The sequence below is a fragment of the Actinosynnema sp. NPDC091369 genome (assembly GCF_044757065.1).
In the GTDB taxonomy this organism is placed as follows: domain Bacteria; phylum Actinomycetota; class Actinomycetes; order Mycobacteriales; family Pseudonocardiaceae; genus Actinosynnema.
The window spans coordinates 102,653-114,745 of record NZ_JBIVUG010000004.1; the positions used below are offsets into that span (position 1 = coordinate 102,653).

Genomic DNA, 12,093 nt, shown 5'->3' on the forward strand with positions numbered 1-12,093 from the left:
CCATAGTCCCCCTCACGCCCCAGCCCGGTCAGTGGACTCGGCGGCTCTCCGGGGGTCCCAGGTAGCTCGACCTGAGGCCCCCCGTGTCCACGACCAGCTTCTGGACCACCACGGTCGGGTCGACCACCCACACCTTGAGCGTGTGCACGCCCGCGGTGAGGTGGTGCCCGGTGGCGGTTCGGTTGACGTTGTCGGAGGTGTTGCGCTCCCACTGGCGGTTCATGGTGGTGTCGTTCGCGCCGGTGGCGGCGGTGATGTCGACGACCTGCGGCGGCTGGTCGTCGAACGACACCGCGTACCGCAGGCCGGGGCCGGGCAGCACGGGGTTGCGCGGCGACAGGTGCGCCCACACGGTCACCGGCCCGTCGGACCGCACGGTCAGCTCGTACTCCAGGCGCGGCCCCGTCGGCTCTCGGCTCGGCGCGGTCACCGGGAACGGCTCCATGCCGTCGCCGGTGCGGCCGAGGTCCGGGATCCGCTTCCACCGCACGCCGTCGCCGTCGACGACCCGGGTGGCGTGGGCCGCCTCGATGGAGACGTACCCGTTGGCCTCCACGAAGCCCCGCGGGTCGACCAGGTCGTTCTCCACCACCGCCCGCACGGTCACCTCCGCGCCGGCGCCGGTGATCGTGAGGGGCACCTCGGTGCGCCCCTTCGGCGCACGTGACCAGTCGACCCGCACGTCCAACCGGACCTGCTCGGCCACCGTGCCGTGCGGCCGGTCGACCTCCAGCCACGCCGCCCCGGACGTGACCCGGTAGTCGAACGGGACCGCGCCTCGGTTGAACACGTCGACGTACTGCCCCGGCTGGGACTGGTGCGGGCTGAACGCGGGCAGCACCGGGGACCCGCCGGCCGCGGGCCACCACTGGTCGGAGCCGTCGACGGCCACGCCCAGCTCGGCCACCTGCGGCAGCGAGACCCGCTTCACCGCCGGGAAGACCTCGTCCGGCAGCACCCGGTTGTCGCGCTCCGGTTGTTGCCACGGCGCGTTGGGCCCGTACCGCGCGACGTCGCCGTAGCCGATCTTCGGCTGGGTCTGGAAGCCGTTCCACTTCCCGCCCGCGAGCACGGTGTTGTAGTACTCCGACATCGCCTGGTCCTCGGCGAACCGGGCGTCGGTGGCGTCGGCGAGGGCGTTGGCCGACGCACGCCCCTGCTTGGCGTAGAACAGGTTGGTGAACTCGGCCAGCCGCAGCGCGTACAGGTTCGCGGTCGCCTTCACCGGGTAGTGCACCAGCTGGTGGTAGGCGTCCTGTTTGGACTGCGGAAGCGTGCTGCGGATGCGTTCGGCCTCGTCCGCCAACCGCTGCCACTGCTCGGTGACGCGGTCGATCTCGCGGTAGTCGGTCAGGCTGAACGGCGACGCCTGGTCGTCGTAGGTGATCGCGGTCCCGGCGGCGGTGGCCTTGCGGTTGAGCAGTTCCGGCTTGCGGTCGGACTGGAGCTTGCCGTACTCGCGCAGGACCGAGGCGACCTCCCCGGCCCACCGGGAGCCGAAGTTCTGCGCCGCGTAGCGCTTCTCCCACTCCCCCAGCTTCTCCACGGGCCAGCGGTGCGGGTCCCAGGCGTAGTCCAGGAAGAACTGCAACGGCAGCTCGTTGCCCTTCACGTCGCCCGCGTTGACGACCCACAGCCGGTCGATGCCGTACTCGTAGGACTGGTGCAGCTGGTCCCACACGTTCGGCAGCAGGCTGGTGTCGACCCACTTGTAGTTGCGCCCGCCGCCGACGTAGTCGAAGTGGTAGTAGAGGCCGTAGCCGCCGGCGCGCTCGGGCAACGACGGGTCGGGCAGCTTGCGCATGTTGCCCCAGTTGTCGTCGGCGAACACCACGGTCACGTCGTCCGGTGGCCGCAGCCCCTGTTCCCAGTAGCGCTGGACCTCCTTGTAGAGGGTCTGCACCTGCGGGACGTCCGCCATGCCCTCCCGGGCCAGGATCTCCCGCTGCGAGGCGAGGATCTCCCGCATCAGCTCGATGCCGTCGCCGTCGGGCAGGCTCACGTCACCGTTGCCGCGCATGCCGAGGGTCACCACGCCCTCGAAGCCCTCGTCCTTCATCCGCCGCACGCCGTCGGTCCAGTACCGCTCGACGGCGGCGCGGTTGCGGCGGAAGCTCCACCCGCCGTTGCCGCCGTACGGGTCACCCGCTCCGGCTCGCGCGTGCCGGTTCCACTCCTCGATGCCGCGCATCATCGGCGCCTCGTGCGAGGTGCCCATGACGACGCCGTACTCCTGGGCGGTCGCGTGGTTGAGCGGGTCGTCCTCGGCGAACGCCCGGCCCCACACCGCGGGCCACACGTAGTTGGCCTTGAGCCGCAGCGCGGCCTCGAACACCTTGGCGTAGAAGTGGTGGTTGAAGCCCGCCGGGAAGCCCGGCGCGTGCCCGGTGCCGAAGTGCTTCGGCGCCCAGGTGCCCAGCGCCGGGTTCTCGTCGTTGATGAAGAAGCCGCGGTACTTCACCGCGGGCGTGCCCTGGCCGTGCCTGCCCGGCAGGACGTGCAGCTCGGCGCGGTGGGCCGGGGGGACGTCGGCCCACCAGTGCCAAGGCGACACGCCGATCTCGCGGGACACGTCGTACGCCCCGAAGATCGTGCCCCGCTGGTCGCTGCCCGCGATGACGAACGCGCGCCGCACGCCCGGCACCGGGTTGTGCACGACCTGCTGGAGCGAGGTCTCCCACCTGCCCTCGATGCCGGACACGTCGAGCTTGCCGCGCTCGACCAGGCCGTCGATCAGCGGGCTGCGGCCAACCGTGCCGACGATGACCACGTCGCCGCGCGGCACCGCGGTCGGGTCGTCCGCCCCGCCGACGGACGTGATCTCCGGCCGCACGCCCGTGACGCGTTCGAGGTCGTCGCGCAGGTCGCCGACGACGCGCACCACGCCGGGGTGGTCGGCGTCGCTGACCACGAGGGCGGCGACCCCGCCCCGGGACGCGAGCGGGAAGCGCCCCGGTCCCGGGTCGTCGACGACGTACCCCTCGACCCGGGACGGGCCGTCCGGGGTGGGCGTCGCCGCCGCCGGTGCCGCCGGCACGAGGAGTGCCAGCGGCACCAGCAAGGGCACCAACCTCATGGGTCACCTCGTCGTGACGTCGTGGTCAGCGGGTCAACGTGCGGTGGTGGTCACCGGGGTCACCAGCACGCGGTCGTGGCCGACCACGCGCTGCTCGCCGGTGAGGGCGATCTTGTGCTCCCAGCGGATGTCCTCGCTCGAGCAGCCGACCTGGAGCACGACGTCGCCGGTCTCCACGACCCGCTTGCCGTCCCGGCCGGTGAACGAGGTGCGGTCGGCGTGCAGCCGGAACGTCACCTCCGTGGCCGCGCCCGCCTCCAGCTCGACCCGCGCGAAGCCGACGAGCTGGCGCACCGGGCGGGTGACGCTCGCGACCGGGTCGTGCAGGTAGAGCTGCACGACCTCGGCGCCGGACCGGTCGCCGGTGTTGCGCACCAGGCACGACACCTCGACCTCGCCGTCGGTCGGGAACTGCGCGCCGCCGGTGAAGTCGGACAGCTCGAACGTCGTGTACGACAGGCCGTGGCCGAACGGGTAGGCGGGCGACGGGTCGACCGAGCTGACCCCGCCCGGACCGCCCAGCGGCGGGTGCAGGTAGGTGGTCGGCTGGCCGCCGGGGCCCCGGGGCACCTGCACGGGCAGCTTGCCGGAGGGGTTGACCCGCCCGCTGAGCACGCCGGCCACCGCGCCCGCGCCCTCCTCGCCGGGGAAGAACGCCTGGACTACCGCGGCGGGCCGCGCATTCACTGCCGCGGCGGGCTCGACGTACTTCCCGAGCGCGTAGGGGCGGCCGGTCAGCAGCACCAGCACCACCGGCACGTCCAGCGCGAGCAGCCGCTCCAGCAGCTCGCCCTGCACGCCCGGCAGGTTCAGGTCCTCCGCGTCGCAGCCCTCGCCGGACGTGCCGCGGCCGAACAGCCCGGCCCGGTCACCCAGCACGGCCAGCACCACGTCGGCCTCGCGCGCCACCGCGACGGCGTCCTCCAGGCCCGACCGGTCGTCGCCGTCGACGTCGCAGCCCTTGGCCGTGGTCACCGCGGCGTCCGGGAACTCCTTGCGCACGGCCTGGAGCATCGTGTCCATCTCGACACCGAGCGCGACCTCGGGGTGCTGCACGCCCACGTGGTTCGGGAAGGCGTAGCAGCCCATCAGCGCCAGCAGGTCGTCCGCGCACGGGCCGACCACGGCGACCTTGCCCGCGTCACGCAGCGGCAGCAGGTCGGCCGCGTTGTCCAGCAGCACCACGGAGCGCTCGGCCATCGTGCGGGCCAGGTCGCGCAGCGCGGGCGGGTCGAGGTCGACCGGCTCGCCGCGCAGCACCGCGGGCGACTCCGGCTGCCAGCCCTCGTCCAGCAGGCCGAGCTCGCACTTCTGGGTCAGCACGCGCGTCACCGCGCGGTCGACCAGCGCCTCGTCCACCTGGCCGGAGCGCACCAGCTCGGCCAGCGGCTCGCCGTAGCAGCGCACGCTGGGCAGCTCGACGTCGATGCCGGCGGCCAGGGCCAGCGCGGCGGCCTCGCCCGGCGATCCCGCGATGGCGTGCGCGGTCTCCAGGAACGACACCGCGAAGTAGTCCGCGACCACCACGCCGGTGAAGCCCCACTGCTCCCGCAGCAGGTCGGTGAGCAGGGCGTGGTCCGAGGCGGGCGGCACGCCGTCGACCTCGGCGTAGGAGTTCATCACCGAGCGGGCGCCGCCCAGGCGCAGCGCCATCTCGAACGGCGGCAGCACCACGTCGGCGAACTCGCGCGGCCCCATGTGCACGGGTGCGTGGTTGCGCCCGCCGCGCGAGGCCGAGTAGCCCGCGAAGTGCTTGAGCGTGGCCACGATGCCGCTGGACTCCAGGCCCTTGGTGTAGGCGGCACCGAGGAGACCGACGAGGTACGGATCCTCGCCGATGGTCTCCTCGGTGCGTCCCCAGCGCGGGTCGCGCGACACGTCCAGCACCGGCGCCAACCCCTGGTGGACGCCGACGTCGCGCATCGCGAGACCCACCTCGCGTGCCATCCGCTCGACCGTGTCCGGGTCGAAGGAGGCGCCCCACGCGAGCGGGGTCGGGAAGACGGTGGCCTGCCACGCGGTGAAGCCGGACAGGCACTCCTCGTGAGCCATGGCGGGGATGCCGAAGCGGGTGTTGGCGACCAGCTTGCGCTGCGTCTCGGCCAGCACCTTCGCGCCGACCAGCGGCTCGACCGGGCCCGTGCCGAACACCCGGGTCAGCTGGCCGAGGCCGGGCTTGGTCAGCTCGTCCCACGGCGGCAGCGGCTCGGCGAACTCGTGCTGGGCGGGCGCGACCTCCTCACCCTCGGAGATCCCCACCCACACGCCCACCAGCTGGGCCAGCTTCTCCTCCAGGGTCAGCTCGGCCAGCAAGGCGGCGACCCGCTCACCGGTCGGCTTTCCGGGATCGGCCCAGGGGTTCAGCACGGCGGCTCCTTCGTTGACGATCGGACGACGAGTTCGGTGGCCAGTTCCACCCGTTCGGTCTCCACGGGGCGACCCGCGATCAGGTCGGCGAGCATGCGGCCCGCGTGGCGGCCCATCTCGGTCAGTGGCTGGCGCACGGTGGTGAGGGCGGGCGAGGACCACACCGCGACCGGCAGGTCGTCGAACCCGACCACGCTCAGGTCGTGCGGCACGGACAGGCCCACGACGCGGGCCGCCTCGATCACGCCTAATGCCTGCTCGTCGTTGCCGGCGAAGATCGCCGTCGGCCGGTCCGGCAGCGCCAGCAGCTCGGCCGCGCGGCGGAACCCGCCCTCGTGCTTGAAGTCGCCGTGCTTGACCAGTTCGGGGTTGAACGCGATGCCCGCGCGGTCCAGCGCGGCGCGGTAGCCGTCGACCCGCGCGCGGCTGCACAGCATGCCGGCCGGTCCGCCGATGACGCCGACCCGGCGGTGGCCCAGGCGCAGGAGGTGCTCGGTGGCGGCCAGGCCGCCCGCCCAGTTGGTGGCGCCGACGCTGGGCACGTTCGGCTGCGGCAGGTCGACCGGGTCGATGACCACGACCGGGATGCGGGAGTTGGCCAGCACCCGGCGGTCGGCGGCGGTCAGCTGGGAGGTGACCAGGAGCGCTCCCGCGCGCCTGGCCTCGACCAGCGACGCCGCCCACGACGTGTGCTGACGGGGTTTGTCGGTGGACGACACCACGACGTGCAGCCCGGTGTCGACGACGCCACGGATGATCTCCACCGCCCAGGGGCTGTCCAGGGCGGTGAACACGAGGTCCACCAGCAGGTGACCGGAGGCCCTGCGGGACCCGACCGGCACGTAGTCATACTCGGCTAGGAGCTGCCGCACGCGGGCCCGGGTCTCTGCGCCGACGTCGTCCTTCCCGTTGAGGACTTTGGACACCGTCGGGAGAGACACCCCCGCTGCTGCAGCGATCGTGGCCAACGTGGCTCGACGCATGGGCCGATAGTATCGAAACTCGATCGAAACACAAGAGTGACCTCCTGACGTGCAGAAACAACACTCGGACGCGCCGAATGGTGACGCTTGACACCGGTTGGACACGGGCCTAAGGTCTGCGCAAGTCGTGGATGTTTCGAAATGTTTCGATGCCACGAACAAATCCGCAGCGTGGCAGAAGGGTGGCGGTCGCATGTCCCGCCGTTCATGGGTGCGTCCCCTCATCGCGATGGGGCTGGTCGCCGTGACAGCAGTGGTGTCCGCGTGTGGCACGTCCGGTCCGGGCGAGTCGAGCGCAGGCGCTCTGAAGATCTGGGCGCTCGAGGACCCGGTCCTCAACAAGATCGAGAACAAGTCGATCGACTCGTTCAAGGCGGGTGGCGGCAACGCCTCGCTGGAGACGTTCGGCAACGACCCGTACAAGCAGCGGCTCCGGGTGGCCATCGGCTCCCCGCAGGCCCCGGACCTGTTCTTCAACTGGGGTGGTGGCAACCTCAAGGAGTACGTCGACGCCGGCAAGGTGGCCGACCTCACCCAGGTGCTCGAGGAGAACAAGGCCGCCAAGGACGCGTTCATCCCCAGCGTGCTGAACGGCGCCAAGCTCGGTGACAAGTACTACGGCGTGCCGATGCGCGGCATGCAGCCGGTGCTGCTGTTCTTCAACAAGAAGGTGTTCACCGAGGCGGGCGCCAAGCCGCCGACGACGTGGGACGAGCTGCTCACGGCCGTCGACACCTTCAAGGCCAAGGGCATCACCCCGATCGCCCTGGCCGGCACGCAGGCGTGGACCGAGCTGATGTGGGCCGAGTACGTGCTCGACCGCGTGGCGGGCCCCGAGGTGTTCAAGAACATCCGGGACAAGGGCCCCGAGGGCTGGAAGGACCCGGCCGTGGTCGAGTCCATGACCAAGCTCAAGGACCTGATCGACCGCGGCGCGTTCGGCAGCAACTTCGCCTCCGTCGGCTACGACGCCGGTGGCGCGTCGACCATCCTGGCGCAGGGCAAGGCCGCCATGCACCTCATGGGGTCGTGGGAGTACACCAACCAGCTCGACCAGAGCCCGGACTTCGTGAAGAACGGCGACCTGGGCTGGATCGCGTTCCCGTCGATCGCCGGCGGCAAGGGCGACGCGGGCAACCTCGTCGGCAACGTGAGCAACTTCTACTCCGCCACCCAGGACTCGAAGAGCCTGGACGCGGCCAAGAAGTTCGTCACCACCGAGCTGCACAAGGACTCCTACATCGAGGCGCTGGTCGAGGCCGGTGACGTCCCGCCGGTCGTGGGCGCCGAGGAGAAGCTGAAGAAGTCCCCGAACCCGGAGTACGCGTCGTTCATCTACGAGCTGGTGCTGGACTCGAAGAACTTCCAGCTGTCCTGGGACCAGGACCTGCCCGCCGATGACGCGACCTTCATGCTCACGCAGCTCCAGGAGTTCTTCCTGGGCAAGGTCTCGCCGCAGCAGTTCGTCGACGCGGTGGCCGCGCGCTGATGTCGTCCCAGCGGCCTTCGGCCTGGTATGCCGTGCCGGCGTTCGCGTTCTTCGCCCTGTTCGCCGCGTTGCCCATGCTGCTCGTGATCTACCTGAGCTTCACCGCTTGGGACGGTCTGGGCACGCCGGCGTTCAACGGGGGCGAGAACTGGTCCCGGCTGCTCGAAGACAGCGAGGCTCGCGCCTCGGTGTGGCGGACCCTGGTGCTGATGGTCGTGTCGTGGCTCGTCCAGACCCCGATCGCGTTGCTGATCGGGGTCTGGGCGGCCGGCAAGCAGCGGTCCCGGGCGGTGCTCAGCTCGATCTTCTTCCTGCCGCTGCTGCTGTCCACGGCCGCCATCGCGTTGTTGTGGCAGGCGCTGCTCGAGCCGAACTTCGGCGCGTTCGTCGGCGGACCGCTGTTCCTCGGCGACCCCGACATCGCGCTCTACACGGTGGTGCTCGTGATCTCGTGGCAGTTCATCCCGTTCCACACCCTGCTCTACCAGGGCGCGGCACGGGCGGTGCCCGCCTCGCTGTACGAGGCGGCGACCATCGACGGCGCCTCGCGGGTGAGCAAGTTCCGGCACATCACTCTGCCGCAGCTGCGGTACACCGTGGTCACGTCGTCGGTGCTGATGCTGGTCGGCTCGCTGACCACGTTCGACACCGTGCTGATCCTGACCAACGGCGGACCGGGCACCGCGACCCGCATCCTGCCGCTGCACATGTACATCACCGGCTTCAGCGGGTTCGAGATGGGCTACGCGAGCACGATCGCGGTCGTGCTGGTCGTCCTGGGCACCGCGCTGTCGCTGGCGGTCATGCGCTGGAGCGGGTTCCGCCAGATGAGCAGCCAGCAGGAGGGGTCGTGAAGTCTCGTCCCAACTGGCCCGCCGGGCTGTTCGCCCTGGCGTGGCTGGCGATCGTCGTCGGACCGCTGCTCTACCTGGTCACGGTGTCGCTGCGCACGCGCGCCGAGTACCTGGGCAAGAGCGTGTGGGAGATGCCGGACTCGTTGTCTCTGGACAACTACGTCACGGTGCTGACCGGCGGCTTCGGCCAGTACCTGCTGAACAACGTGATCGTGACCGTCGCGACGGTGGCGATCGTGGTGCTGGTGACCGTACCCGCCGCGTACGCGGTGGTGCGCAACACCAGCCCGTTCGTGCAGCGCGGTTTCACCCTGCTGCTGATGGGGCTGGCGATCCCCGCGCAGGCGACGATCATCCCGGTGTACCTGATGATCACCCGGATGCAGCTGTACGACACGTTGACCGCGATCATCCTGCCGACGGCGGCGTTCGCGCTGCCGGTGGCGATGCTGGTGCTGGTCAACAGCCTGCGCGACGTGCCGCGCGAGCTGTACGAGGCGCAGGCCATCGACGGCGCCGGGCCGATGCGGGTGCTCGTGTCGCTGGTCCTGCCGCTGGCGCGGCCGGCGATCATGACGGTCGTCGTCTACACCGCGCTCAACGCGTGGAACGGGTTCCTCTTCCCGCTGGTGCTCACCCAGTCGGAGTCGTCGCGGGTGCTCACCCTCGGGTTGTGGGACTTCCAGGGGCAGTTCGGCACGAACGTGCCCGCGCTGCTCGCGGCCGTGACGCTGTCCGTGCTGCCGATCTTCGTGGTGTACCTGATCGGTCGGCGGTTCCTGCTCAGCGGCCTCACGGCCGGCTTCGGCAAGTAGTCCACCCCTCGGCTGGAGGAACGCTCCATGCGGGACGTCGCACCCGTTCCGGCCGTGGACACCGCTGCCGCCGCACCCGCGGCGGCAGCGGAGCCGACCCTGCGGCAGCTCGCCGCGCGGCACGACCTCGCGTTCGGCACGGCGGTCAACCTGACGGCGCTGGCCGAGGACGCGGAGTACCGCGCGTGGGTGGCGGCGCAGTTCGACACCGTCACCGCCGAGAACGAGATGAAGTGGGGCGCGCTGGAGCCCGTGCGCGGCCGGTACGAGTGGGACCGGGCGGACGCGCTGGTCGCGTTCGCGCAGGCCAACGGGCAGCGCGTGCGCGGGCACACGCTCGTCTGGCACAACCAGAACCCGGCGTGGCTGGCGGACGTGCCGCCGGAGGAGCTGGGCGCCGTGCTGAAGGACCACGTCCAGACGACCGTGCGGCGGTACCGGGGTCGGATCTGGCAGTGGGACGTGGTGAACGAGGTGTTCGAGGACGACGGGACACTGCGCGACACCGCCTGGCTGCGGGCGCTCGGTCCCGGTTACATCGCGGACGCGTTCCGGTGGGCGCACGAGGCCGACCCGGACGCGCTGCTGTTCTACAACGACTACGAGGTCGAAGAGGTCAACGCCAAGAGCGATGGCATGTACGACCTCGTGAGCGAGTTGGTGCGACAGGGAGTGCCGATCCACGGCGTCGGCGTGCAGGGCCACCTCACCGCGGACCACGCGCCGCTGACGATGCGGAAGAACCTGGGGCGGTTCGACGCCCTCGGCCTGCGCACGGCGGTGACGGAGGCGGACGTGCGGATGCCGCTGCCCGCCGACCCGTGGAAGCTCCAGGCTCAGGCGAACGTGTACCGCACGGCGCTCGACGCGTGCCTGGGGACGCCGGGCTGCCTGTCGTTCACGGTCTGGGGGTACACCGACCGGTACTCCTGGGTGCCCGGGTGGTTCGAGGGTGATGGTGCGGCCACCATCCTCGACGAGGACTTCGCGCCCAAGCCCGCTCACCGGGCGGTGCGCGACGGTCTCTCGTTCGGCGGCCGGCGTCGCCGGGACTGACCCGACCGGCTCGGGCCCGCCACTCCTCTCCCAGCGGGCCCGAGCCTCCCCAACGTGGAACTCACTGGTCCTGAGCGTTCGACACTCGGGACCTGAGCGTTCGACTCTCGCGAGAGTCCTACGTTCAGCACGCGTGAGTCGAACGCTCAGGTCTCGTGAGTCGAACGCTCGGGTACCCCGAGTTCGACGTTCGGGGAAATCTCATTTGGCCGTGAGCACGCCGATACGTTGCGGTAACCTCGGGGGTGCGGTCGGGTGGGAGCAACCGGACATTCGACAGTTTCGATCCCAACGTCGATTGTTTCGACCCTGTTACGCGCACTCCGAGTGACGAACACCCCACCACCGCTCCCCCGCGTCAAACGGCCGGAACTGGGCGGGGCTGCCGTAGACTGCGCTCATGCCGACCAAAGCCGACCCGTCACCCTCGGATGGCACAGCCTCGGGCAAGATCACCATTGCCGCCATCGCGGCAGAGGCCGGGGTCTCGGTTCCGACTGTTTCGAAAGTGATGAACGGTCGCGCGGACGTCGCACCGCACACCCGGGAACGGGTCGAGGCGATCATCCGACGGCACGGCTACCAGCGCCGGGCGGACGAGCGGTCGCGTCGGTCCAACCTGGTGGAACTGATGTTCCACGAGCTGGAGAGCGCCTGGGCGCTGGAGATCATCCGCGGCGCGGAGCAGGTCGCCGCCGAGCAGGGCCTGGCCCTGGTGCTGTCGGAGTCCCAGGGCAGGCTCACGCCCGGTCACGGCTGGCTGGAGGGCGTGATCGCCCGCAAGCCCCTGGCCGTGATCTCCGTCTTCTCCGACCTCACGTCCTCGCAGCTGGCGAAGCTGCGCGCGCGGGACATCCCGGTCGTCGTGGTCGACCCCATCGGCGAACCCCAGCTGGAGACGCCCTCCATAGGAGCCACCAACTGGAACGGCGGCCTCACCGCCACCCGGCACCTGATCGAGCTCGGCCACCGGCGCATCGCCATGATCGGCGGCCCGGAGCGGGTGCTGTGCAGCCGCGCCCGCGTCGACGGCTACCGCGCCGCGCTGGAGACCGCCGGCCTGGCCTACGACCCGGCGCTGGTCCGCTACGGCGACTTCCACGTGGAGTCCGGCCGGGCCCAGTTCGCGCCGCTGCTCGACCTGCCGGACCCGCCCACGGCCGTCTTCGCCGGGTCGGACCTCCAGGCCCTCGGCGTCTACGAGGCCGCACGCGCGGCCGGCCTGCGCATCCCGGAAGACCTCAGCGTCATCGGCTTCGACGACCTCCCGGTCGCCCAGTGGGTGGGCCCGCCGCTGACCACGGTCCGGCAGCCGCTGCAGGACATGGCCGCGGCGGGCACCCGTCTCGCCATCACGTTGGCACGTGGTGAAGAGCCCGAACACCGCCGAATCGAGCTTGCCACCACGCTGGTGGTGCGTCAGAGCACCGCCGCGCCACGCTGACGAGCCGCC

General features: G+C 71.0%; 8 protein-coding genes. 5 read left to right on the forward strand and 3 right to left on the reverse strand.

The window, feature by feature from the left end:
* Positions 1-28 precede the first annotated feature (28 nt).
* From ACIQMJ_RS16965 to ACIQMJ_RS16975, 3 genes are read right to left on the reverse strand one after another with little or no spacing between them, the layout of a single operon-like run.
* Positions 29-3,076, reverse strand: coding sequence for a glycosyl hydrolase 115 family protein (locus ACIQMJ_RS16965; RefSeq protein WP_499761903.1), 3,048 nt, complete (start codon positions 3,074-3,076; stop codon positions 29-31).
* 33 nt (positions 3,077-3,109) lie between these two features.
* The gene (locus ACIQMJ_RS16970; protein WP_499761904.1) at positions 3,110-5,443 is read right to left on the reverse strand and encodes a beta-xylosidase/alpha-l-arabinosidase; all 2,334 of its coding nucleotides are present in this window, start codon (positions 5,441-5,443) and stop codon (positions 3,110-3,112) included.
* Entirely contained in the window at positions 5,437-6,426 is a 990-nt protein-coding gene (locus ACIQMJ_RS16975; protein WP_053716050.1) for a LacI family DNA-binding transcriptional regulator, read from the reverse strand. Before ACIQMJ_RS16975 ends, ACIQMJ_RS16970 begins: the two co-directional genes overlap by 7 nt.
* A gap of 193 nt (positions 6,427-6,619) precedes the next feature.
* On the opposite strand from ACIQMJ_RS16975, the gene ACIQMJ_RS16980 reads away from it, so the two are divergent.
* The 5 genes from ACIQMJ_RS16980 to ACIQMJ_RS17000 all read left to right on the forward strand — a co-directional run bounded on the left by ACIQMJ_RS16980 (position 6,620) and on the right by ACIQMJ_RS17000 (position 12,084).
* A complete protein-coding gene (locus ACIQMJ_RS16980; protein ID WP_499761905.1) occupies positions 6,620-7,915 on the forward strand; it encodes an extracellular solute-binding protein in 1,296 nt (431 codons plus the stop codon).
* On the forward strand, positions 7,915-8,769 hold the full coding sequence (locus ACIQMJ_RS16985) for a carbohydrate ABC transporter permease (RefSeq protein ID WP_499761906.1): 855 nt from the start codon (positions 7,915-7,917) through the stop codon (positions 8,767-8,769). The genes ACIQMJ_RS16980 and ACIQMJ_RS16985 overlap by 1 nt, the downstream gene beginning before the upstream one ends.
* Positions 8,766-9,584, forward strand: coding sequence for a carbohydrate ABC transporter permease (locus tag ACIQMJ_RS16990; RefSeq protein ID WP_499761907.1), 819 nt, complete (start codon positions 8,766-8,768; stop codon positions 9,582-9,584). The genes ACIQMJ_RS16985 and ACIQMJ_RS16990 overlap by 4 nt, the downstream gene beginning before the upstream one ends.
* A gap of 27 nt (positions 9,585-9,611) precedes the next feature.
* Entirely contained in the window at positions 9,612-10,640 is a 1,029-nt protein-coding gene (locus ACIQMJ_RS16995) for an endo-1,4-beta-xylanase (protein ID WP_499761908.1), read from the forward strand.
* A gap of 400 nt (positions 10,641-11,040) precedes the next feature.
* On the forward strand, positions 11,041-12,084 hold the full coding sequence (locus tag ACIQMJ_RS17000; protein WP_141976779.1) for a LacI family DNA-binding transcriptional regulator: 1,044 nt from the start codon (positions 11,041-11,043) through the stop codon (positions 12,082-12,084).
* Positions 12,085-12,093 lie beyond the last annotated feature (9 nt).